Origin of the sequence: Maribacter vaceletii (assembly GCF_003634105.1) — a bacterium.
GTDB classification, from domain to species: domain Bacteria; phylum Bacteroidota; class Bacteroidia; order Flavobacteriales; family Flavobacteriaceae; genus Maribacter_B; species Maribacter_B vaceletii.
Genome location: NZ_RBIQ01000009.1, coordinates 423,014 through 445,965, shown reverse-complemented (window position 1 = coordinate 445,965; position 22,952 = coordinate 423,014). Strand labels below are relative to the sequence as shown.

Genomic DNA, 22,952 nt, shown 5'->3' with positions numbered 1-22,952 from the left:
AAGGCATAATTTCTGGTTTTACTCAGAAAATTAGTCTTTAAAAAGTGTAAACTATGTGCCTTTAACTTTGTAAAGGATGTGCCTTTAACGTACCCAGCTTGCACCTAACGTCTCGGCTATGGCAAGTAGGGCAGGCAAGGAAACTTTTCGTTTCCGTCTGCGCTCGTAGCCAAAGCTTTTTGTTTTGTGATTATTTTCATTTTTTTAATTGCCAAATCCAAAAGATTTGGCGGACTTAGTAAACACGCCCAAGACATTAAATATAGCCCTTTACGCCCTATTTACTATAGGTATTGTTACCTACAGTTATTTTAATACAGCTTTTCTAATGATAAATTTGCCTCTATGAGATATCTCAAAAAATCTTTGCCAAAAAATGTAATTTGAATATTTTCGTCATTTTCCTCCATTATAATTAGTCCATTCCTATGTAGGTATTTCAAGTATCTGTCATAAGTATATGATTTGTAGGCTTCAGGATAGTTTTTAGAAGCGTTGTCATAGTAAAGCTTTAGCGAGGTCTTTGATTCCACCGATGTATGATTTAACCTTTGTAAAAATCTTATTTGACTACCGAATATAGAATCATAAACCCTCTCAAAACTTTTAAACATAACCAACAGTTTGGAATATTTCTGTAACCTTTCCAGTTTATTTTGATATCCGTCAACTTCAGAAATTTTAGTTTCCTTTTCAATTATTTCTTCGGCTTGTTTAATAGAAACATTTGAATACATTCCTAAAGCATTATCCAAATAAGACTCATCATTTCCATCTCCTAAAAGTTCAAGAATAGAAGTGTCATTATTTTGGTCGTCCACAAGATTTGTTTCTAAAGCAGTCCCGCCGTAGCCAATTTTCTTTATATTGTTAATTAAGGTTTTAATTGGCTCCTTTAGTATTAGAAATATTATTATGGTAATTAACGGCCAGAAAATAGAGGCTATAAAATCTAGAATTAATTCGATAATGTGATAGTATTTCATAATTGTAGGTAACGTTTATGTATAAGAATAGTGCGGTTTTGTGTGCGAGGATTTTCCGAAGGAAAATCAGACGTAACAAAATTGCACTAGCCTTTGATTAAGCACTAATTTAAGCATTATTTTTATACGGTGTTACCTGTAGTAATTTTGTTAAATTCATTAGTCCAATGTTCGGTTTTAAATAAAAATTTGATTACAATAAATAATACAATTAAAAAAAACAGAATACTACTTAGATTAATTATTCCAGATAGTGTAGTGTTTTTTATTACCTCTTCAGGATGATTTCCGTATTTCATCCACATCATAGGAAAGTCAGTTGCTGAATGACAAATAATTAACAGTAATAAGGGAAAGCCAGAAATTCTGGACAAACCATATATGAGCCCACCAATAGTTGCTGATATTATTCCTATAACTCCTTGGTTATAATGTAGTACCCCAAATAGTATAGCACTTATTAATAAATATACAGGAAACTTTGATTTTTGAAATTTTCTAAATAAAATTCCTCTGAATATTAATTCCTCAGTTATTCCAATTGTTGTTGAAATCATTAATACGTAAAAAAAAGTATTCAATTCAAAATTGGTGATAGGGTTTTTCAAAAAAGCGATGAATAAAGGAATAATAAGTAATGTCCAAAGTGTTTTTCGATAAATTAGGGTAGGTTGAAAATTTAAAAGGTTTTTGCGGTTTCTATAAGTGTATATCAAGAAGAATAACAACGGTATAATAGATTCTAATAATTCTTTAATCAACTTGTTTTCTGAAAATAAGCGTGCAATAGAACTAGGAAGAATAACAGTAAATAGTATAGTAAAAAATGTAAATAAAATTAATTTAATTGTCGGCATTAAAAATTTATTTTTGGGATGTTCATTGATGTTGAGTGAGTTTTTTTTATTACAGGTAACGGTCTTGTGTATGAAATGTAGCGTGTAAAAAGACGCTAACTTTTCGGATTAGCACAGAGCCGAATTTTTATGTTTTGTTTTTAATTTTTCTATTCTAAAAGCCAAATTTAAAAATTTGACGGTCTTTGTAAATAAGTACAAACCTTTCGATTTAGCAATTATTAGCTATGTTTTATACACCGTGTTCTACACCGTTTTTATTCCGATGTAAACTTCCAATTCAACTTATTTTCAAGGATTTTTTGTTCCTTTTCAGTTAATCTCATAATTGCAATAGCCTGTCCGTATCCGTACCCATCATCAGATAAACAGTCCGTAATTCGGATACTTTTGCGTTCTAATTCTGCTTGACAAATCTTAAAAACACTTTCGTGAAGCCAGTCGTCTTGGTATTCAGGTTTAAACTTTATGAGCGAGTTGTTAGATTTGAAAGAAACTTCTATTGGACCAGTTTCAGATGTCCATTGTTCTTTTATATCAGTCGGGTCAAATTTTTTATTTGATAGTATTCCAAAAGCTTTTATTACTTCAATGTAGACGTTATTATCCATTGCAACGTCAGCCTCCAAGTCAATAAATAATAATTTGGTTCTATCGCATTCTGCAAGTTGGATTGCATCTAAATCCATTCCTGGGTCATATTGCTTTTCAAAAATCTCGGAATACCTCTTTTTTCGGTCAGCATAGATGGTATCATAAACTTCCAAATCACTCATACTTTCATAAACCTCAAAAAATCCAGCGTTTCGCAAAGTCTGAATATTTTCAAGAACTTGTTCCTTCGATATTTTACCTTCTTTTTTTGGTTGCAAGTTGCAAGATGTAAGTATTGTTAATCCTAAAATCAGAAATATTGTTTTCAATCTAATGTTTGTTTTAAATGGTGTAGAACGGTTTGCATATGAAACGTAGCGTTTAAGAATAGCTAATTTTCATGTTTTAGTTTGATATTTAAAAGTAAGAATAAAGCTCGAATGAACAATTTAAAAAGCTATGTTTTATATGCGTTGTTGTAAGGCGTAATTTTTTATAGTGAATTGTTCTTCAAAGCCTAATTTCAAATATAATCCTTTTCCCATATTAGATGATTGTAAAGTAATGTAATCACTATTAATTTCAATGGATTGATTTATTAAAAGTTTCATTATTTTTTCTGCATAACCTTTTCTCCTTTGTTCTGGTATTATTCCGACAGAATGAATACCAGTAACTTTGTTTGTTATATGCAGAATAGCTGTCCCAACGGCTTCATTTTTATGATAAGCAATATAATAATCTGTATTTTCTTGATATTTGTTTAATAACATAGGATTTATGAAATATCCAAAAGACTTAGAAAATAATACAGACCATAATTCAGTTTCTTTTTTTGTAGACACCTTTTTTAAACATAGGCTACTTGATTCAATAAATGAATGGTCAGGTTTTAATGACATTCCTATTTGTTCAAATTTAAGGTTGAATCCATTTTCTTCTAATAATTGAAAAGAATTATTATTGTGAATATTCCAATATGGAACTGTTAGGTTTGTAGAAATAGAAGATAGTTTTTCTTTAGCAAGAGCTATTTTAGTTTCATTAATATCGTTATGAAACCACAACCTATTGGGCCATTCTGAATCTTTCATTAAACAATAATCAAATTCTTTTTCGTGAAAACTAGCATTAAATGGTTCACTTACTGTTTGCCAAATAGAAATTAAGTTTTCGATATTTAATTTTATACTGTTCATTTTATATTGATTAATACGATTCCTAGAATCATTGATGACATTCCTATTGTCTTTTTTAATGTTATTGGTTCTAAAGGTAAATTTAACCAACCGTAATTCCCTGCAATTACAGCAAAGATTAATTGACCACATAGTCCTATTGAAATCATTGTAGAAATTCCAAGTTTAGGAATGGTGTAATAGTATAAACTTATTCCGAGTACACTAAAGAAGCCACCCGTAAACCATAAATAAATAGGAACTTCTTTTATTTGCATTATTGTCGGTAGGGATTTGTAATTAATAAGTACAAATACGAAAGAAAATAAAGTACTGCTGGAAAATGCAATCAAACTTGCTAATAATGGGTTTTTTAATAAAACACCCAATTGAGCATTTAAACCACCTTGCATAGCTAAAAATACACCACCAATAAAAGCTAAAATTAATAAAACATAATTATTCATATTGTTGTAAGCTTTTAGATTTAATTAGTTCACTAATACTTACATTTATCCAAGCAAAGACATAACCAGAAAATAAAGTAAAGGTTAATAAAAGAACGATATTTATATCTATTTGTGTTTTTGAACCAAACCAAATAATCATTCCTAAAAAGTAAGCAGGAATAGTATTTAAATATTTTAGTTTGGAGATATAAAATACTCCAATCATAACAATAAATACTATTAAAGGAAATCCTAATGAGCCAAGAGTTTCTGAAAAATAAGTGCCAAAGTATTGGATAATCATAGCTATTAAAATTCCAAAAACTTGTTGTACAAGAATCAGCAATGCTGTTTTAGTTTTTGTTCCAAATAGATAATAACTTACCCAAGCCATAAATAAAACCCAAGTAGGTAATCCAAAAAAGGATGCTATAAAAACAGCTATTGCTCCAGTTATCCCCATTGTTAATGCTTGTTTTAATGATTTCATTATGCAAAAAGAGATTTGATTGACTTTCTAACTTTTGGTGTGTGTTGGGAAGTGTCATTATCAGAACGATAACCAATAGTAGCAACAACAGAAGTGTTTAGCCCTTGTTTTTTAAGAGCTAATATGTCGTTGTATTTTTCTCTTTCAAAACCTTCCATAGGACAAGCATCTATTTTTAGTTCTGCACAAGCATTCAATAAATTTCCTAAGGCAATATAAGTTTGATTAGAAGTCCATTTGTCTTTTTCAATTTTAGATCTATTATTAACATCTGCTTTAATGAAATCTGAATAAGCTTTAAAATTAGATATATCAACTTGTTCTATTTCAGATTTTAAGGAGAAGTATTCATTTATATGTTCTTCTGTTATAATTGAATAATTGCAAAAAACAATTAAATGGGATGCCTCTGTTATTTGAGTTTGTCCGTAAGAAGCTGTTTTAGGTTTTCTCTTAGTTCTTGATTTTCTATAACAAAAACTTTATATAATTGGAGACCATAAGAAGATGCTGATAATTGAATAGCTTTCTTTATTATCTCTAAGTTTTCTGTAGAAACCTTTTTAGAAGTATCGAATTTTTTAGTGGCGTATCTCCACTCTAAATTATTAATTAAATTCATAATATCTTTCTTGTATTGATTAATAGCTCAAAGATAAAATGAGTAATAAAGTTGTGCCTTTACATATGTTGATTTAGAGGTTTTTCTTTAGATTCTTTCTTATTCTACTTAATTGAGTAGGTGTAATTCCTAAATGAGAAGCTATATGTAGTTTTTGTATTCTTTGGTCAATAGTTGGGTGTTTTTGTAATAGTTTTATATATCTATCCGTTGCATTTTCCATTACTAAAGAAACTTCTCTTTCTTCTTTTTCGATAATCCAGTTTTTTTCCAAGTAAGCAATATAAAAATTCTTTAAGTCTATATTTTCCTCTATGAATTGTCTGTATTTCTCATAATTAAGATTAATTAGACTTGTTTTTTCCAGAGCTTCCAATGTGAAATTAGAAGGAGTCTTGAGAAGGTATGAAACTGTAGAACCTGCAAAATCGGTTTCAAGAAAGATGTTTTTATTATAAATATTACCATCAAAATCTGTCACATATGCTCTTAAAGCTCCTTTACAGACAAAATGTACACTTTTCGCAATTTGCCCATTTCTTAATAAAACTTCATCTTTTTCTAATTCTTGAAATGTAATTATAGATTCAATTAATGACCAAGACTCTTCTGAAATTACTATATAGTTTTCAAACTTAGATTTTAATTCTGAAATGTATTTTTCTTTTGTCAATAGTGAGTTTTTTATGACTTACAACGTCTCGGCTAAGCGTAGTGCGGTAGTAAGGAAACTTTTCGTTTCCGTCTGCGCACGAAGCTAAAGCTTATTGTTTTGATTTATTTTTTCTATTCTAAAGCTAAATCCATAAGATTTAGCGACACTATAAATATACACAGACCTTTCGGTTTTCCCTAAAGTCCGCATTACGTTTAGGTATTGTTACCCAACGTTTTTTTCCGTCCGAGTTAATTTATCCGTCAGATTGGTAAGTCCATCTGCGTACCGATTGCGTTTGAGTAAAAAGTCAATTCACGCGGTATTTTTAAGTCCATCATTCCAAACGAGTTATTTTTTCGTCATACCAAACATCTTCATAACCTTTTCTGTCTATTTGAAATCTAAATCCGATATCAAGACTTAAATATTTTAGGATTTCTGGACACATTTCGATTAAGCAATGAGCATGTACAGGTCTGAAAAAATCATCTGCGTTAGACCATTCTCCGCTCCAAATATACCACCCGTTCATTGTTCCATGCGAAGGGTGTCGTAACCCATTTACAGGCTCAAATTCTAATTCGGTTCCTAAACCAATGAAAAGTTGTCCGTCGATTGGCGAAAAGTCTGAATTATATTTTTTGCAAATTGACTTTTGTACTTCAATATGTTCTTTAAATATCTCGATTTTCAAAATGTTGGGTAACGGCTTCGGCTATGGTTAGTACGGGAATTAAAAGTAATAAATTTCCGATTAAGGACTTAGCCAAAACTTTTTATTTTGTTTTATCTTTTTCTTTATTAAAGCCAAATCAAAAGATTTGGCGGACTTAGTTAAAAGCTCTAAACTTTGGGTTAAGCACCAAACCCGTATTAATTATAGCCATTGTTAGCGGCAGTCTTTATTTCGTCATTTTTGATAAAACACCTATAATTTCATTAACTAATTTCGGGTAATGTTCAAATGAACAAATAAAGTGTTGTGAATAAAACTCTTTTAATGTCGAGTAGTGAGAATTTTCTAATTCCCAGCATTTATTTACTGGTGAATTATATATACTGTATTCTTTATGTTTATGCTTTTTTTGAAAGTTTTCAAATTGGCTTAAATTTTCTTTTTCTTCAAAATTTAGAGTAAAATCCTTAAATATTTCTTTATGGTGTTCTGTGAAATCAGGACCAATCTCAGAATTATAAACGAGATAGGGTACTTTCTTCGCTAACTGTTCGATATTATCTACTTCACGAATTTTACTTATTGAAAAATCATCATCTAAAATATATAATTCAGCATTTGTTACTAATATTGAAATTATGTATGGTGGGTTAGTATCTACTAAATGTCCCCAAATGTTTGATTCAATGTCTCTTTTTATCAAATATGGTAGGGCATATTTAAGTTGTGAAATACCGTGTCTAATGTCTTTATCAAATACTTCTCCGCTTGTAATATTTATTTCAACTCCTTTTAAAGCGAAATCAAGTTTTTCTTCAAATTCGTAGATTAAGTCCTTTTCTATTTTTTTTAGTGAGAATTCGGCTAGAGATTTTATAGTATGCCCCAATGTGAAAGTTGAAAAGTCTGGTTTATTTACATCTGGAAGAAAAACCCATTTTTTACTTTCATCTCTATATTTACATTCAGTCAATAGTGTTAAGCTGGCATCAATTTTATCTTCAGAATCTATTGGAAAAAGGAAATAACCCTTTATATCTGTAGAAAATTCCTTTCTGCGTTCTCCATCTTTTCGGAAATATGAGTAGTCAAATGAAACACTAAAATCTAAATCAGATAGAATTTTTGCAACTTCATACTCCAATGGTATACTTGATGACAATAGTCTACTTTTCCATTTTTTTGAATCTTTCATTTATTTCGGGAGTATGTTTAGATTGCCGCTAACGCCTGAGCTAATATTAGTGCGGAGTAAGGAAGCCTTTTCGCTTCCGTCTTCGCGCTAAGCCTAAGCTTTTTGTTTGCGTTTTTTCTTTTTTTTATTATTAAAATGTCAAATCAAACTGATTTGGCGACCTTATAAAATTACACTAACGTTTTGATTAAACACCAAACCAACGCATTAATTTTAGGTTTTGTTAGGCAACGTTATTTATAATATTTTATTTCAGCATTAGTGTATTCCTCTGCGCTACTATTGTCCTTAGTTTTAAGTTTTATACAATTACCAATTTTGTCAAATCCCAAGCAAATTATATTGCTGGAGCTAATTATGCTTCCATTTGAATCGACTAACAATTGCTTGTCCATTAAGCCATTCCTATATTCCATTATGCTTTTTGGTAAATTAGACCCAAAAATCGATTGAATGTATGTCATTTTTTCTAGTTCCCCATTCTGATTATATGAAAATTCCATTGTTTTATGGGGCATTTTTTGGTATGTGATTTTGGTTGAATCCATAAATGAATTGTTGGTTGCCCTAAATTCGAATTGCTTAATTATTTTACCCTTGCTGTTGAAAGTGTTTTCAAATTTCGATTTCATTACAAGTACATGTGATGGATTGAAATAATTTTTTAAAATCAAGAGGTTATGGTTGTCATATTCAAAAACAAATATTTGAGATAACTCGGACTTAGAATATTGGCGTTGTTCCGAAATCATACCGTTTTCATTAAAGAAAAATTCATTATCAATTATAATTCCTTTTCCCTCGTTTTGATTACTAGTTAATTCTCCATCTTTTTCCGTTAAATGACTTTCGAATTTTAGATATTTCACTTGCCCTTTTAACCCGATTTTATCCAAATCCGTTAATATCCTCTTTTGGGTAGAACAATTTAATAAAATCGAACAAATCAGTAAAAGTAATAGTGGTATTCGCATGGATTTTAATGTTGCCTAACTTGTTATATCGAGAACAATATTCCGGTATATCCCTTACACATTTCGGGATAACAGGACATTTTGTTCTCGTTTACACCAAATATAATATTTGTAAGTAAATTATCATTTTAATTTATAAGAATAAAAAACTTTTTTGTAATAAAGAGGGGAAAACCTTTAATATTAAAAAGATTAGAATTTTCCGTAGTTTTGCAGCCTTAAATACGGGTTACCAATGAACATACAAGAAGTACTTACTACAAAAGTAAAAGAAGCTATAAAGGCAATTTTTAATGCAGAGCTGCCAGTGGTAGAGTTTCAGCCTACTCGTAAAGATTTTAGCGGAGACATTACTGTAGTTGTTTTTCCTATGTTACGCGTGGTAAAAGGGAATCCGGTACAAATAGGTCAGCAAATTGGAGAGTACCTTACCAAAGAAGTTGCCGAGGTAACAGATTTTAACGTCGTAAAAGGCTTTTTAAATTTAGTAATTGCAGATGCTTTTTATGTAAATTTCTTTAACAGCATTAAAAAAGAATCCCAATTTGGATATGCCAAAGCAAATAGCAAAGAGGCTGTAATGGTAGAATATTCTTCGCCAAACACTAACAAACCTCTACATTTAGGTCATATTCGTAATAACTTATTAGGATATTCCGTGGCAGAAATTTTAAAAGCTTCGGGCAAAAAAGTATATAAAACACAAATAATTAACGACCGTGGTATTCATATTTGTAAGAGTATGTTAGCATGGCAACGTTTTGGAAATAATGAGACTCCAGAAAGTACCGGTCTAAAAGGAGACAAATTAGTAGGCAACTATTATGTGAAATTTGACCAAGAATATAAAGCAGAGGTAGCAAATTTAGTTGCAAATGGTACGGCAAAAGAGGAGGCAGAAAAAGAAGCACCTATTTTAGTTGCTGCACAAGAAATGTTACGCAAATGGGAAGCTGGTGATAAAGAAGTGGTAAAACTTTGGAAAACCATGAACCAATGGGTATATGCAGGTTTTGATGTTACCTATAAAAACCTTGGTGTAGATTTTGACCAGCTTTACTACGAGAGTAATACCTATTTGTTAGGGAAAGATGTGGTTGCAGATGGTCTCCAAAAAGGGGTTTTTTATAAAAAAGAAGATGGTAGTGTTTGGATAGACCTTACGGACGAAGGTTTGGATGAGAAAATTGTTTTACGTTCCGATGGTACTGCCGTATATATGACCCAAGATATTGGTACCGCCATACAACGTGTTAAAGATTATGCCGATGTTGGCGGAATGGTATACACCGTAGGTAATGAGCAAGATTACCACTTTAAAGTACTATTCCTTATTCTAAAGAAATTAGGCTTCTCTTGGGCCAAAAATTTATTTCACCTAAGTTATGGTATGGTAGATTTACCTAGCGGAAAAATGAAGAGTAGAGAGGGTACCGTAGTAGATGCCGATGACCTTATGCAAGATATGGCGCAAACGGCAGCTACTATATCCGAAGAGTTAGGAAAACTAGAGGAATACTCTGCAGAAGAAAAAGACAAATTGTACCATATGATTGGTATGGGCGCTTTAAAATATTATATCTTAAAGGTGGACCCTAAAAAACGTATTTTGTTTAACCCAGAAGAGTCGGTAGATTTTCAAGGGAATACAGGGCCTTTTATTCAATACACCTATGCCAGAATACAATCTATTTTGCGTAAAGCAGAAAGTACGGGTGTGGCAACAGAAGATGCTGTAGATGCATCTTTCTCTTTACATGAGAAGGAGAAAGAGTTAATAAAACAATTACAAATTTTCCCAGAAACGATACAATTGGCTGCAGAAAATTATAGTCCGGCTATTATTGCAAACTATACCTATGATTTGGTAAAGGAGTTTAATTCCTTTTACCAAAATGTATCTATTTTAGGGGAGCAGGACGAGCAAAAGAAAATTTTTAGAGTACAGCTTTCTAAAAAAGTAAGCGCTGTTATACAAGATGCTTTTTCTTTATTAGGGGTAGAGGTGCCGGAGCGAATGTAAAAACCCGTCAATTCGAGTGCTTCGACAAAGGAGAAGTATATCGAGAATAGGGTTTTAGGTTTGGAAAAGTTTCTCGATACATTTTGTCTCTCTTTCAGGAGTCAAAACACTCGAAAAGACGTTTTTTATAAAAGTTTAATTAATTCACTAAAAATTCGTCAATTCGAGTGCTTCGACAAAGGAGAAGTGTATCGAGAATAGGGTTTTGGGTTCATAAAAAACGCAATAAGTAATATGCTAGATGGTATACATATTTTTGGTTTTACTGCCTTGGCTTTTATTCTAGGCTATCTACTCTATATTATTTATTATACGTTAGATTTATTTTTTCTTAATCCATTTAAAAGAATACCTCCGTTAACGGCAGAGGAGGAGAAAACTATAATTTATTATCTCCCTTTTTTTAAGGATTTACCTAAAAAGAAAAAGAAGCTTTTTAGAAAAAGAGTAGTTCGTTTTAGAGAAAGAAAAACCATCCTTTTTCATGAAGATGTAAAACAGCAAGAAAAAATTACACTTTTACTAAGTGCTACGGCTGCAATGCTAACTTTAAGTATGGCCGATTTTCTAATTTTATCTGTAGAAAAAATACGCGTATATCCAAAAGAGTATTATTCTATTCATACCAAGAAAAAGCATTATGGCGAATATAATCCGTCTTTAAAAATGTTAGTATTTTCAGCAGAAAATTTATTACAAGGGTTTAAAATCCCTAACGACAATATTAACTTGGCAGTACATGAGTTTTCGCATGCTATAAGTTTTAACGTTGCAAATAAACTAAACTTTAGGTCTTATGTTTTTATGTTTGGGATGCGTAAAATAAATAAGTTGTTTAAAAATCCAGATTTTATAGCAAGAGTAAATGCATCAAACTATTTTAGAGAATATGGTAAAACAAATATTCATGAGTTTTTTGCAGTATCGGTAGAATGTTTTGTAGAGAGTCCGCAGGAGTTTAAAATTCAGTTTCCAAAATTGTACTCTATTATCTCTAAAATGATACAGTAGTGTATTTGTATAGATAGTACGGAGAAATTTAAGCGTATTTTTAACATTTATTGTTTAATAAAACATATACATTCGCATCTTAGAAAATTATTTTTAAAGATATGTTATAGAAAAAAGACCATACCTTTTTCTAATAGAACACCATTGCTTTTTTATGTTGCATACATTTGCAGAGATTAAATTTTCACAAAATTAATAGAAGAATGAAATACCAATATTTTATTGCTTTTTTTTTACTTGCAATACTTACAACCTTTGGTCAAGTAACGGGTAAAATAATAGATGTAGATACACAAGAACCATTAGAGTATGCTACTGCTGCCATTTTTAAGCAAGCGAATAAAGAACTAGTAACAGGAGTTATTACAGATATTAATGGAGTATTTACTATTTCTAATCTAAAAAAAGGAACCTATTATTTAGAAGTATCTTTTTTAGGATATGAAACTAAAACTATAGAAAATATTGTTATAGAAAATAGCCGTACAAAAAAGGTTGGTACTCTAGGGTTACGAATAGGAGGTAATGAATTAGATGAGGTTGTGGTTAAAGCAAATAGGGCAACTGTAATAAATAAAATAGACCGTCAGGTTTATGATGCTAAGGTTTTTCAAAATAGCCAAGGAGGTAGTGCTACAGATGTTATTAAAAATTTACCATCGGTAAGTGTTAATGGTTTGGGAGATATAAGTGTACGTGGAACCACAGGTTTTGTAGCTTTATTAAATGGGAAACCAGTACAAGGTAATGCGGCAACTATTTTAAATCAATTACCAGCAAATGCAGTAGAAAGGGTAGAGTTAATTACAGCACCATCGGCAAAATATGACCCAGAAGGTAAAGGTGGTATTTTAAATATAATAACAAAAAAAGGTGCTATCAATGGTACGTATACGCAAGTTAATGTAAAAGGTGGTTTCCCTTCTATAGAAGATTATGATAATGGGGAGGCAGCGCAACGTTATGGAGCAGATATTACGTATAATGTACGTTCCGATACATGGAATGTTTCTCTTGGAGCAAGTTACCAACGTAATGATGTTACTGGTAGAAGAGAAGGAGATGTATATACCATTATAGGAGATACGTTTACTAGATTTCCGTCGGATGGAGAGCGTAGTTATGATGAAACTAACTACTCCGGAAGGTTTACACTAGACTATACACCAGATACAAAAAATGAATTTTCTCTTGGCTTTTTTGCAGGAAAGCGTTCTAAAGATAGAAGGGCCGATATTTTGTATTATGACAACCATTCTATTACTCCAGTTAATGGTACTACAAGAGATTATACTTTTCAATATTACAATGAAAACTTAAGAATACGAAAAGGAGATTTTGTTCTTGGTAGCTTAGATTACAAACATACTTTTACTAACAAATCTAAATTATCTAGTTCTCTACTGTATGAGTATACATTGCTAGGAGGGCCAACTACAAATAGAAATTTGGCATACCCTAATACACAAGTAATTTTGCAGGACGAGTTTAATACAAATGATAACCCACTTTACGGAATACGTGCTCAGGTAGATTATAGCTTTGTTCCTTTTTCTTTTGGGAATATAGAAACTGGTTACCAATATAGAAACTTAGACCATAAAGGAGATTTCGTGTATGAAAGACGTAATAATACAACGCAAGAGTTTGAGTTGGTTCCGGAATTTTCTAGTCAGGTAGATTTAACAAGAACTATACACTCGGGTTATGTACAGTTAAACGGTAAAAAAAGTAAATGGGATTATGCTGCAGGTGTTCGTATAGAAGCAATGGATAGGGTGTTAGATTTAAAAGATAAAACCCAAACTGTAGATACTACATATTCTTATAATTATACTAAGTTGTTTCCATCGGCTTCTTTACAATACAGCATAAATGATGCTACTAAATTAAAAATAGCATATAGCAAACGTGTAGAACGTACTGCCTCATTTAAATTAAACCCGTTTAGAGAAAGAGAACATTCCGAAACTTTAGAACAAGGGGATCCAACCTTACGTCCAGAATTTATAGATTTAGTAGAATTAGGAATCACTAAGAAATATAAAAATGGAAATTCGGTTTATGCTACCGCGTATTATAGAGATGTAAAGAATTTAGTAAATAGAGTTAACCAGGTTTTTAATGATACTATTTTAGATAGGATTTATTCTAACGTAGGAAAAGCACATGTAACAGGTATAGAATTAGGCACACAATTTAAGGCAACAGAAAACTGGTCTAATTTTATAGGAGGTAATATTTATAACTACACCATAGATGGTTCTTATGATGGGCGTAATGTAGATAGCGATGCCACAATTTTTTCTGTAAATGCAAATAGTACCTATACTTTTAATGACACAGCATCATTACAATTTACGGTAAACTATTTATCTAATCGTAAAACAGCACAAGGAGAAGATTCGGAATTTTATTTGCCAAATTTAACCTTTAGAAAAACCTTTTTGGACAATAAGTTGGTAGCCACTTTACAATGGCAAAATATGGACATGGGATTATTAAACACCAATGAACAAAGAATAACAACTAGTAGAGAAGGAGAGTTTTTTACTACTACCAATTATGTGTTAGAGGTAGATAGGGTTATCTTAAACCTATCCTATTCATTTAACAAAAACAAAAACCGTTCTAAATTCATAGAAAGTGAATTTGGTAAAAGAGAATTTTAAAAATTAATCCTAAAACTAGCGTTAGGAGTAGCACCAATAGATAGGTTTTGTATCGTTTCTATTTCATTAGATTGGTTTACTCTGTAATAGGTGTTAAGTATGTTTTTTCTGCCTGTAAAATTAAGAATAGCTGCTCCTGCAATTGCTTTAATTTTAGGTGTAAGTTTAAAGCTATAGGTAACAGAACCGTCTGCTCTAATATATTCGGGGAGGCGGCTGCTGTTAGGTTCTTGGTAGTTTATTCTAGAAGGGAAAAAAGTAGTGTTTATAGCATTATCTCCTTCTTGTGGCTGGGTATAGGGTTTACCACTTCTATAATTTAAGCCTAATCCTATTTTTAATTTTTTATAGCTATAAGTCCCTGCAATTGTAGCAGTATGTCTTATATCTAGATTGTTAGGAAAATTTTGTGGATTTAAGGTTTTAAAAGTATACGTATTAGTATTGTAAGCGTAACTTAACCATACACTATAAAAAATACTCTTTTTATTAATTAAAAACTCTACCCCTTTAACAGCATATTGCCCTATTTCTCCATTAAATTGGTATTGGTTTTGAAAGCCTTGTGTTGCCGTACTTATACCTTTTACTTCTTTAAAAAAGCCATCTAATCCAATATATAGATTATTACGGTCATAGTGTATACCAAAGGAAGCTTGTTTGCTTTTTGTAATAGGTAGTTGTTCCCCGTCAGATAAAATCCATCTTCTTTTTTCAATACCTAAAAAGTTTTGCTCTAAATCTATTATCTGGTTGGTACTTTGGTTTTTAAACTCTCCTTTGGTTTCCAGCTTAAAAACATCCGATACCTTATAACTAACAGCTAGTCTTGGTTCTAAAATAGTCTCTTTAAATGTATCTAGATTTTCTATGAAGTTTAATCTTGCACCAGCTTGCACATAAAATTTTTCTTCTTCTGTGTTATACGTTACTTCAGAAAATAAGGCGTGGGTTCTAATAACTCCTTTTATATTACTGTTAAAAGGCGGCTGCGTTACAAAAGTAAAGTTGGTTATCCCTACTTCATTTAAGTGATACCCATTTTTCCAAATAAAGTTAGCATTTGGTTGGTAGGTAGTATTCCATTTTAGTGCGGTTTCTAAAACCTCATTACGCTGTTCTAAGTTTTGGGAATTGTTGTTGTTAATGTTAGTAGCATTTAGGGTATACTGTGTATAGTAGCCTGTTAAATTGGTAGAAAAATAAGGGCTCCAACTACTAGATAAAGTTCCTCCAAAAGAAAAATTTGTTTGGTCTAAGTTACTAGTAGATTGTAGGCTGTCATTTCTTGACTCCACATAATCAAGTGTGTTGCTAGTGCGCATAGCATTAAAACGAACTTTATGTTTTGCATTCATATCATAAAGTAGTTTTCCCGTAAAATCATAAAAATAGAAAATAGCATCTCTTTTATTTTCTGCTGTTGTATTTTCTTTAGATACATTACTGTCTTGAAAAGCTTTTTCAGAAAAACGAGTGTAAGTAGGTGTGTCTAAAAAATCTGTGAGAGAGCGTCTTGCAGAAAACTGAAAACCTATTTTATTTGTGATGGGTATTCTTGCATAGGCGTCTCCGGTAATAAAATTTAAACCAGCTCCGCCTTTAATAGTGCTTGTTATGTTGTCTTTAGTTTTAATATCTAAAACGCCACTAACACCATCACCGTATTGCGCGCTACTTCCATTTTTTATACTTGTTATTTTGTCTGTTAAATAAGGGTTAAATGCCGATATTAAACCAAAAAAGTGCCCAGATTGATACATTTTTATACCATCCCAGAGGATAAGGTTTTGGTCATTAGTACCACCTCTAATATTAATATCAGAAACAGTTTCGTCTATACTTTTAATACCTGGTAGCGCTTGTATGGTTTTAAGAATGTCGGGTTCTATTTGGCCTGGTAAAATTCCAAAATCTGCTGTGTTTATACTAATACTACCATTGCTATTTTTACTTAGCCCTGTGGTAAGAAATTTATAAACTATAACTTCATTTAATTCCTGATACTTTTGCGCCATAACAATTTTGGTGCAAGTTTCTTTTTTTATAAGCTCTTTTGCGGTAATAAATTTGGTCTTGTATCCTAAAAATTTTATTTGAAGTAATGCATCCCTAGGGATATTAGAAATAGTAAACTCTCCATTAGAATTTGCAATAGTAGACTTTGTGTTATTTATAACTTGAATTGTGGCACTTGCAAGCGGTTTATTTTTGAAATTATCTAAAATTGTGCCGCAAATAGTTATTGTTTTTTTTAGAGTTATGGCGTAGTAGCGGTCGTTTATTTTTTGAATAGAAAGGTTCGTTTGTTCTGCTATATTCTCTAATTGCTCTTGTAAAGAACCAGTACTTATAAGGTTCGTTTTTATATTAGAAATAGCAGAGTCTACAAAAGAAAATTTTATAGCGTATGTGTTCTCTAACTTTTTAAGTTGTTCTTTTAAAGGTAAGGTAGCAGTTTGTGTTTCTTGTGCACTTCCTGTAGTATAACAGAGAAAAAGCAGTGCAAAAAGAAAAAAAGCTAATTTGTTATTCTGCGTTTTTAGCATAGAAAACTACTTTATTCCCCTCTAATGTGTATTGTATTTGAGTAGGAACGCTTATACTTTGCAACGCTAAATTAATGTTGGTATTGCTAAAAGTACCTGTAAATAATTGCTTAGTATCTATGTTTTTAGTTTCCACTGTTACATTATGTTGTCTTTGAAATTCGTTAAAAACATAAGATAAAGGAATGCTATTAAAAGAACTTTCTTTGTTTATCCAAGAAGGGGCAGTATTCTCCGGGCCATTTACGGCAATTTCTTTACCATCTATAACAAGAAAAGAAGTGCCTGCAGTTAGTTTGGTTTCTTTATTATTATAAGTAACACGTACCAAACCTTCAAAACAAGTAACTTCAAAAAAGTTATTTCTATTTTCAACATTAAATTGCGTACCTAAAACAGCCACAGTACCATTATCTGTAGCAACGGTAAAGCGTTTTCCTTTAGCAACCTTAAAATAAGCCTCTCCTTCTAAGGAAATGTTACGCTCTTTGTCCCAGTTTTTTTCACTATATGAAACAGAAGATTCTGCATTCAATAAAACTTCTGATGTATCTGGTAAAATTACTTCTTTGTTTTCCGCGTATTGGGTACTTATAGATTGATCTAAAGTTCCTAAATAAAAATAAGACGCTACTAGTAAAACCGCAACGGCTGCAGCAAGTTGTAAAAAGCGTTTGTATGGTTTTAGTTGTATGGTTTTAGATTCTTCTACTATACGTCTGTTTTTATGTTCATTCCAAGCGGCATCTATATTAAAAGCAGGAGCTTCTAAATTAGACGATGCCTCTTTTATTTTTATATAGGAAGCATACTCATCAGATTTTTTAAATTCCGCGAGTTCTGTATCCGTCAATTCATTGTTGAGCCATTTTGCTAAGTAATTTTCTTGCATTTTTTCTAGCTTATATGTTTATAACACCTGTAAAGGTAAATACCCTACTTTTTAATTTTGTCTAAAGTCTAAAGTCTAAAGTCTAAAGTCTAAAGTCTAAAGTCTAAAGTCCAATGTCCAAAGTTGTTTTGTTTTTCTTTTACTATTTTTTAATTTTTCACCAACAACCAACAGCTATCAACCAAATTTAAATCCCATCAATCTTTTCGCGCAAAGACTTTAGTGCCAAATGCATTCTTTTTTCAATAGCCTTTACACTTACGCCTTCCATTTCGGCAATCTCTTTATATTTTTTACCATCAATCCTGTTCAATAAAAAAGTGGTACGTTGGTTTTCTGGTAAACTATCTAAGGCAGCTTCTAGTTTTTCTTTAAATTGATTCTCTTCCATTAAAAATTCTGGAGACTCATTAGTAGTAGTCGCTACTTTATCCCTATGTTTAAAACGAACCTTTTCTGCTTTAATAACATTTAAATACAGGTTGTTGGCTATGGTATATACATAGGACTTAGCCTTAGGAGGTGCAACTTTACTACAGTTCTCCCATAACTTTACAAAAGCTTCTTGTACAGCATCATACGCTTTTTCTTCATTACCATACTTATAATATATGTAGTTAAATACCGTTTTAGAATGAGAAGAAAATAAAGCACTAAATACCTCTTCTTTACAAACGTTGTTTTGCTCTTTATTGTTCAAGGGGTTAATTTTACCTCAAATATATTTTAAAAAAAATTAACAGCAGAAGTAGGGTATTTTAAAAGTTGGTTGTTTTAGAGTTGTAGAAACAAATAAAAATCCAAATCGTTATGAAAAAGTTTTTTAAAACCACATTGTTTGCAAGTTTATTAGCACTTGCAATATCATTTACTTCATGCCAAGATGAATTTGAAGAAATATCTAACGGAGAAGAAAACGAGTCAATTACTGCAAACTCTGCAGCGGCAAAACTTATTACAGATACATCATCACAAGATGGTTCTTTTGATAATATTGTAGATGGTGTAAGTTGCTTTGCAATAGAATTCCCTTACACAGTTAATGTAAACGGCTTAGATGTAACTTTAGATTCTAAAGAAGATTTAGCAACTGTAGAAGAGTTATTAGATAAGGTTGATTTAGATAGTGATATTGTAGATATTATTTTTCCAATAACAATAACTTTAGCAGATTATACAGAAATTACTATAGCATCAAAAGAAGCATTACTAGAAAAAGCAAAAGAATGTATAGAAGGTGGTAAAGATGATGATATAGAATGTATAGATTTTGTATATCCTTTAACGGTTTTCACGTTTGATGTTAACAACCAACAAACAGGTAATGCTACTATAGAAAGTGATAAGCAATTAAGAAGATTTTTTGCAGGGTTAGAAGGGAACCAATTAGTGAGTATGGATTTTCCTGTAACCCTAAAATTATATGATGGTACAGAGGTTGTTGTAAATACGAATGCAGAATTGGCTGTAGCTATAGAAAGTGCAAAAGAAACTTGTGATGAAGATGATGATAATGACCATAATGATGATGATTTTTCTAAAGAGCGTTTAGATGCATATTTAGTTGCTTGCCCATGGTTAATACATGATGTGCAAAGAAATGAACAAGACCAAACAGAGCAGTATTTTGAATATGCAATGAATTTTTCTGCAAATGGTTCGGTAACTGCAAAAGATAGAGAAGGAAATAGTATTGAAGGAGAATGGACAACCAGAGTTTCTAATAATAGAGTTTTATTAAAATTAGAATTTACAGCTTTAATGGATTTTTCTTTAGACTGGTTTGTATATGAATTAGAAGAGGGTAAAATTAAATTATTTGCCGAAGGTGGTAATAAAATTATCATGAAGAAAGCCTGTAATGTTATAGATAAAGACCCAAATACATTACGACAAGTATTAAAAGAATGTAGTTGGATAATTAAAAAAGTAAAAAGAGATAATCAAGAGTTAGATCGTTTATTAGGATACGAGTTTAATTTTATGGCAGATGGTGTAGTTACTTTAAGTAATGAAGAGGTTTCTTCTGAAGGAACATGGGAAATAACACTTAATGCACAAGCAAGATTAGTAATGGCAATAACAATGGGCAATGAACCAGGTGTTAGTTTTGAATGGCCTTTGTCTGATCTTAGAGACAATCGTTTAAAGTTTGAAATCCCAGGTACTGGTTATGAACTTATTTTAGAGAGAAATTGTGATAATGATGTAGATGATGAAGATGTAGTATGGATAAGAGGTTTATTTAACGATAGCCTTTGGGAAGTTGCTCTTTTCTCAGAAAACCAAGACCCAAGTACAGAAGCGTATACAAATTATGAATTCTCTTTTAGTGCAAATGGTAAAGTAACGGTGTATAATCCTAATCAAGTAGAAGTAAGTACAGGAAGATGGTTGGTATATAGAAATAGCGATAATAAGTTAGAAATGATTATAACCTTTGGTGCAGACAGTAATTTTTATCCTTTAGCTAATGATTATATACTTTTAGAAGTAGAAGAAAATAGATTAGAACTAAAACATGAAAACGATAATGGTGGGTATGATCACCTTGTTTTAGAAAAAAAATAAACCTTTTTTACCCCACATTTTTAAGAAAAGCGCCTATTTTAATAATAGGCGCTTTTTGTATCACATATTTTTGCCTGTAAGCTACCCACTTACAGCGGATATTCTTAAATTTGCCTTCCCTCTTAATATAGCAAGAAGATGTTTGATAATTTAAGTGAAAAGCTAGATAAAGCACTCCACGTCTTAAAAGGACATGGTCAGATTACAGAAATTAATGTTGCAGAAACAACTAAAGAAGTGCGTAGAGCACTATTAGATGCCGATGTTAACTTTAAAATTGCAAAAGAATTTACCAATAAGGTAAAGGAAAAAGCATTAGGTTCTGATGTACTTACCACATTACAACCTGGCCAATTAATGGTTAAGATTGTAAAAGATGAGTTAACAGCATTAATGGGTGGTGAGACCGAAGGTATTAACCTTTCGGGAAAACCAACAATAGTTTTAATGTCTGGTTTACAAGGTTCTGGTAAAACAACTTTTTCTGGTAAACTGGCAAATTTTTTAAAAAATAAAAAGTCAAAAAATCCTTTATTAGTAGCTTGTGATGTGTATCGTCCTGCAGCTATTGATCAATTACATGTAGTTGGGGGGCAAATAAATGTTGAGGTTTATTCGGATAAAGAAAATAATGACCCAGTTGCCATTGCACAAGCAGGTATAGTACAAGCCAAAGCAAATGGTAATGATGTAGTAATTATAGATACTGCCGGTCGTTTAGCCGTAGACGAAAAAATGATGGCCGAAATCTCTAACATTCATAAAGCTATAGAACCGCAAGAAACTTTATTTGTGGTAGATGCTATGACTGGGCAAGATGCCGTAAATACAGCAAAAGCTTTTAATGATATTCTTAATTTTGATGGGGTTATACTTACTAAGTTAGATGGGGATACTCGTGGTGGTGCAGCAATATCTATTAAGTCTGTTGTAGATAAGCCAATAAAGTTTATTGGTACAGGAGAAAAGATGGAAGCTATAGACGTTTTTCATCCTTCTCGTATGGCAGAACGTATTCTTGGAATGGGAGATGTTATTTCTTTAGTAGAGCGCGCGCAAGAGCAGTTTGATGAAGAAGAGGCTAGAAAAATCCAAAAGAAAATTGCCAAAAATAAGTTTGGTTTTGATGATTTCCTGAAGCAAATTCAGCAAATTAAAAAAATGGGTAACATTAAGGATTTAATGGGGATGATACCTGGAGCTGGAAAAGCTTTAAAAGGGTTAGATATAGATGATGATGCTTTTAAACACATAGAAGCTATTATACATTCTATGACCCCAAGTGAAAGGTCTACACCTTCCTCCTTAAATGCTAGTCGTAAAAAACGTATTGCAAAGGGTAGTGGCCGTAATATTCAAGAGGTAAACCAATTATTAAAGCAGTTTGACCAGATGAGTAAAATGATGAAAATGATGCAAGGTGGTGGCGGTAAAAAGATGATGCAAATGATGGGCAACATGAAAGGAATGCGTCCTTAAAAAACAAAACACATTAACTATATATGGTGTTATTAATGCACCTTTTTAAACAGTATTTTGCAAGAAAATGGAATTACTAGACGGTAAAAAAGTATCAAACGAAATTAAAGATGAAATTGCTGCTGAGGTAGCAAAAATGAAGGAAAGAGGGGAGAAAGTACCACATTTAGCCGCTGTTTTAGTAGGTAATGATGGGGCTAGTTTAACCTATGTAGGTAGTAAAGTTCGTTCTTGTGAACGTATAGGTTTTGAATCTACTTTGGTGCAGTTGCCTAGTACCACTTCAGAAATAGAATTGCTAAATAAAATTGAGGAGTTAAACCAGAATGACGATATAGATGGTTTTATTATACAATTACCATTACCTCCACAAATTAATGAGCAAAAAGTTTTATTAGCTGTAGATCCAAATAAAGATGTAGATGGGTTTCACCCAACCAACTTTGGTAAAATGGCGTTAGATATGAGTACTTTTATTCCAGCAACGCCTTTTGGGATATTAGAGTTACTAGAACGTTATAAAGTAGAAACCCAAGGAAAACACACCGTTGTAATTGGTAGAAGTCATATTGTGGGTCGCCCAATGAGTATTTTAATGGGAAGAAAAGGGTGGCCAGGAAATTCTACTGTTACTCTTACGCATAGTAGAACAAAGAATATTACACAGATAATATCACAAGCAGATATTGTAATTTCGGCCTTAGGAGTACCTAATTTCTTAAAAGCAGAAATGGTAAAAGACGATGCTGTTATTATAGATGTTGGTATAACCAGAGTGCCAGATGAAACTAAGCCTAGAGGATACCGTATTACAGGAGATGTAGATTTTGATAATGTAAGCAAAAAAGCATCTTTTATTACTCCAGTTCCTGGAGGAGTAGGACCTATGACTATTGCTATGTTATTAAAAAATACGTTATTAGCAAGAGAAAGACATAGAGCCTCTAAAGCATAATTTTTTTTTTAGAAATAAAGATAGAGCCCTAAGGACAACCTTAGGGCTTTTTTTGTGCTAAAAACATTTTTAGTATTAAGGATTTTTTACAATAAAAAGAAGTATCTTTTTGTCATAAAAA

Annotated in this window: 21 protein-coding genes; 6 read left to right on the top strand and 15 right to left on the bottom strand. The window is 31.7% G+C overall.

Annotated elements, in window-relative coordinates:
• Positions 1–311 precede the first annotated feature (311 nt).
• From CLV91_RS12875 to CLV91_RS12825, 12 genes are all read right to left on the bottom strand, one after another.
• Complete coding sequence (locus CLV91_RS12875) at positions 312–986, bottom strand: hypothetical protein (protein WP_121068601.1); 675 nt, start codon at positions 984–986, stop codon at positions 312–314.
• Positions 987–1,108: 122 nt separating this feature from the next.
• Positions 1,109–1,843 carry a CPBP family intramembrane glutamic endopeptidase gene (locus CLV91_RS17040; protein WP_121068599.1) on the bottom strand — a complete coding sequence of 245 codons (735 nt, stop codon included), beginning with the start codon at positions 1,841–1,843 and terminating at the stop codon, positions 1,109–1,111.
• Between the two features lie 257 nt (positions 1,844–2,100).
• Complete coding sequence (locus tag CLV91_RS12865; protein WP_147406424.1) at positions 2,101–2,655, bottom strand: hypothetical protein; 555 nt, start codon at positions 2,653–2,655, stop codon at positions 2,101–2,103.
• A gap of 246 nt (positions 2,656–2,901) precedes the next feature.
• Positions 2,902–3,636: a GNAT family N-acetyltransferase gene (locus tag CLV91_RS12860; RefSeq protein WP_121068595.1), complete on the bottom strand. Its 735-nt coding sequence runs from the start codon at positions 3,634–3,636 to the stop codon at positions 2,902–2,904.
• Positions 3,633–4,082 carry a DMT family transporter gene (locus tag CLV91_RS12855; RefSeq protein ID WP_121068593.1) on the bottom strand — a complete coding sequence of 150 codons (450 nt, stop codon included), beginning with the start codon at positions 4,080–4,082 and terminating at the stop codon, positions 3,633–3,635. The genes CLV91_RS12860 and CLV91_RS12855 overlap by 4 nt, the downstream gene beginning before the upstream one ends.
• Positions 4,075–4,554, bottom strand: coding sequence for a DUF1097 domain-containing protein (locus tag CLV91_RS12850; RefSeq protein ID WP_121068591.1), 480 nt, complete (start codon positions 4,552–4,554; stop codon positions 4,075–4,077). Before CLV91_RS12850 ends, CLV91_RS12855 begins: the two co-directional genes overlap by 8 nt.
• A complete protein-coding gene (locus CLV91_RS17060) occupies positions 4,554–4,805 on the bottom strand; it encodes a nitroreductase family protein (RefSeq protein ID WP_317124778.1) in 252 nt (83 codons plus the stop codon). Before CLV91_RS17060 ends, CLV91_RS12850 begins: the two co-directional genes overlap by 1 nt.
• Before the next feature lie 161 nt (positions 4,806–4,966).
• Positions 4,967–5,176, bottom strand: a complete 210-nt coding sequence (locus CLV91_RS17055) for a nitroreductase family protein (RefSeq protein WP_317124776.1) — start codon at positions 5,174–5,176, stop codon at positions 4,967–4,969.
• Between the two features lie 73 nt (positions 5,177–5,249).
• The gene (locus tag CLV91_RS12840; protein ID WP_121068589.1) at positions 5,250–5,849 is read right to left on the bottom strand and encodes a Crp/Fnr family transcriptional regulator; all 600 of its coding nucleotides are present in this window, start codon (positions 5,847–5,849) and stop codon (positions 5,250–5,252) included.
• Between the two features lie 319 nt (positions 5,850–6,168).
• Positions 6,169–6,528 (bottom strand): immunity protein Imm33 domain-containing protein, encoded by a 360-nt coding sequence (locus CLV91_RS17110; RefSeq protein ID WP_121068587.1) that lies wholly within the window; start codon positions 6,526–6,528, stop codon positions 6,169–6,171.
• Positions 6,529–6,736: 208 nt separating this feature from the next.
• On the bottom strand, positions 6,737–7,705 hold the full coding sequence (locus CLV91_RS12830) for a hypothetical protein (protein WP_121068585.1): 969 nt from the start codon (positions 7,703–7,705) through the stop codon (positions 6,737–6,739).
• A 233-nt stretch (positions 7,706–7,938) separates the two neighbouring features.
• Positions 7,939–8,679: a hypothetical protein gene (locus tag CLV91_RS12825; protein ID WP_121068583.1), complete on the bottom strand. Its 741-nt coding sequence runs from the start codon at positions 8,677–8,679 to the stop codon at positions 7,939–7,941.
• A gap of 235 nt (positions 8,680–8,914) precedes the next feature.
• Here CLV91_RS12825 and argS point away from each other — a divergent pair, with 235 nt between their 5' ends.
• The 3 genes from argS (at position 8,915) to CLV91_RS12810 (ending at position 14,385) form a co-directional block, all read left to right on the top strand.
• Positions 8,915–10,702, top strand: coding sequence for an arginine--tRNA ligase (gene argS, locus CLV91_RS12820; RefSeq protein ID WP_121068581.1), 1,788 nt, complete (start codon positions 8,915–8,917; stop codon positions 10,700–10,702).
• 234 nt (positions 10,703–10,936) lie between these two features.
• A complete protein-coding gene (locus CLV91_RS12815; RefSeq protein WP_121068579.1) occupies positions 10,937–11,713 on the top strand; it encodes a zinc-dependent peptidase in 777 nt (258 codons plus the stop codon).
• Positions 11,714–11,916: 203 nt separating this feature from the next.
• The gene (locus CLV91_RS12810) at positions 11,917–14,385 is read left to right on the top strand and encodes a TonB-dependent receptor domain-containing protein (protein ID WP_121068577.1); all 2,469 of its coding nucleotides are present in this window, start codon (positions 11,917–11,919) and stop codon (positions 14,383–14,385) included.
• Here the strand turns inward: CLV91_RS12810 and CLV91_RS12805 are convergent.
• The 3 genes from CLV91_RS12805 to CLV91_RS12795 form a co-directional block, all read right to left on the bottom strand.
• The gene (locus tag CLV91_RS12805; protein WP_121068575.1) at positions 14,382–16,934 is read right to left on the bottom strand and encodes a TonB-dependent receptor; all 2,553 of its coding nucleotides are present in this window, start codon (positions 16,932–16,934) and stop codon (positions 14,382–14,384) included. The two genes, CLV91_RS12810 and CLV91_RS12805, sit on opposite strands and share 4 nt — an antisense overlap.
• Positions 16,915–17,826, bottom strand: a complete 912-nt coding sequence (locus tag CLV91_RS12800) for a FecR family protein (RefSeq protein WP_121068572.1) — start codon at positions 17,824–17,826, stop codon at positions 16,915–16,917. Before CLV91_RS12800 ends, CLV91_RS12805 begins: the two co-directional genes overlap by 20 nt.
• A 187-nt stretch (positions 17,827–18,013) precedes the next feature.
• Complete coding sequence (locus CLV91_RS12795) at positions 18,014–18,526, bottom strand: RNA polymerase sigma factor (RefSeq protein WP_121068570.1); 513 nt, start codon at positions 18,524–18,526, stop codon at positions 18,014–18,016.
• Between the two features lie 110 nt (positions 18,527–18,636).
• Between CLV91_RS12795 and CLV91_RS12790 the strand changes: the two genes are divergently transcribed.
• The 3 genes from CLV91_RS12790 (at position 18,637) to CLV91_RS12780 (ending at position 22,831) form a co-directional block, all read left to right on the top strand.
• Positions 18,637–20,397, top strand: a complete 1,761-nt coding sequence (locus CLV91_RS12790; protein ID WP_121068569.1) for a hypothetical protein — start codon at positions 18,637–18,639, stop codon at positions 20,395–20,397.
• A 138-nt stretch (positions 20,398–20,535) separates the two neighbouring features.
• Positions 20,536–21,876 (top strand): signal recognition particle protein, encoded by a 1,341-nt coding sequence (gene ffh, locus CLV91_RS12785; RefSeq protein ID WP_121068567.1) that lies wholly within the window; start codon positions 20,536–20,538, stop codon positions 21,874–21,876.
• A 67-nt stretch (positions 21,877–21,943) separates the two neighbouring features.
• The gene (locus tag CLV91_RS12780) at positions 21,944–22,831 is read left to right on the top strand and encodes a bifunctional 5,10-methylenetetrahydrofolate dehydrogenase/5,10-methenyltetrahydrofolate cyclohydrolase (protein ID WP_121068565.1); all 888 of its coding nucleotides are present in this window, start codon (positions 21,944–21,946) and stop codon (positions 22,829–22,831) included.
• Positions 22,832–22,952: the final 121 nt, after the last annotated feature.

Excerpts from the sequence above, each read along its gene's own strand:
- CLV91_RS12860 (WP_121068595.1), bottom strand. The coding sequence starts at position 3,636 with ATGAACAGTATAAAATTAAATATCGAAAACTTAATTTCTATTTGGCAA.
- argS (WP_121068581.1), top strand. The coding sequence starts at position 8,915 with ATGAACATACAAGAAGTACTTACTACAAAAGTAAAAGAAGCTATAAAG.
- CLV91_RS12830 (WP_121068585.1), bottom strand. The coding sequence starts at position 7,705 with ATGAAAGATTCAAAAAAATGGAAAAGTAGACTATTGTCATCAAGTATA.
- CLV91_RS17055 (WP_317124776.1), bottom strand. The coding sequence starts at position 5,176 with ATGAATTTAATTAATAATTTAGAGTGGAGATACGCCACTAAAAAATTC.
- ffh (WP_121068567.1), top strand. The coding sequence starts at position 20,536 with ATGTTTGATAATTTAAGTGAAAAGCTAGATAAAGCACTCCACGTCTTA.
- CLV91_RS12810 (WP_121068577.1), top strand. The coding sequence starts at position 11,917 with ATGAAATACCAATATTTTATTGCTTTTTTTTTACTTGCAATACTTACA.
- CLV91_RS12850 (WP_121068591.1), bottom strand. The coding sequence starts at position 4,554 with ATGAAATCATTAAAACAAGCATTAACAATGGGGATAACTGGAGCAATA.
- CLV91_RS12825 (WP_121068583.1), bottom strand. The coding sequence starts at position 8,679 with ATGCGAATACCACTATTACTTTTACTGATTTGTTCGATTTTATTAAAT.
- CLV91_RS12855 (WP_121068593.1), bottom strand. The coding sequence starts at position 4,082 with ATGAATAATTATGTTTTATTAATTTTAGCTTTTATTGGTGGTGTATTT.
- CLV91_RS12790 (WP_121068569.1), top strand. The coding sequence starts at position 18,637 with ATGAAAAAGTTTTTTAAAACCACATTGTTTGCAAGTTTATTAGCACTT.
- CLV91_RS12805 (WP_121068575.1), bottom strand. The coding sequence starts at position 16,934 with ATGCTAAAAACGCAGAATAACAAATTAGCTTTTTTTCTTTTTGCACTG.
- CLV91_RS17040 (WP_121068599.1), bottom strand. The coding sequence starts at position 1,843 with ATGCCGACAATTAAATTAATTTTATTTACATTTTTTACTATACTATTT.
- CLV91_RS12875 (WP_121068601.1), bottom strand. The coding sequence starts at position 986 with ATGAAATACTATCACATTATCGAATTAATTCTAGATTTTATAGCCTCT.
- CLV91_RS12800 (WP_121068572.1), bottom strand. The coding sequence starts at position 17,826 with ATGCAAGAAAATTACTTAGCAAAATGGCTCAACAATGAATTGACGGAT.
- CLV91_RS12815 (WP_121068579.1), top strand. The coding sequence starts at position 10,937 with ATGCTAGATGGTATACATATTTTTGGTTTTACTGCCTTGGCTTTTATT.
- CLV91_RS12780 (WP_121068565.1), top strand. The coding sequence starts at position 21,944 with ATGGAATTACTAGACGGTAAAAAAGTATCAAACGAAATTAAAGATGAA.